Source organism: Vibrio sp. HI00D65, assembly GCF_001635455.1.
Taxonomy (GTDB): domain Bacteria; phylum Pseudomonadota; class Gammaproteobacteria; order Enterobacterales; family Vibrionaceae; genus Vibrio.
Genome location: NZ_LWEH01000271.1, coordinates 1 through 219 on the forward strand (window position 1 = coordinate 1; position 219 = coordinate 219).

The window sequence follows — 219 nt, forward strand, 5'->3', positions numbered from 1 at the left end:
TTGATGCGATGCACTCATATCAATAAGGGACTTACTTTTAGAGATCGATTCAGACGTTACATCATTAAAAAACAGTTGGTTATTGGTTGGGTTGATCAACTGGTAGCTGATGAATTGATCGCTTTGCTGTGTAGTCCAAAACGGCATCTTTAAGTCTTGAGTGGTGTTGCTTCCGGAGTGGTTATTGGCGAGATAGTTGGTCCATAGTTTATGGTCGGT

At 41.1% G+C, this 219-nt stretch carries 1 pseudogene; it reads right to left on the bottom strand.

The annotated features are described in order from the left end of the window. Positions 1-219: pseudogene (locus tag A3712_RS28420) on the bottom strand (glycoside hydrolase); the annotation flags it as partial.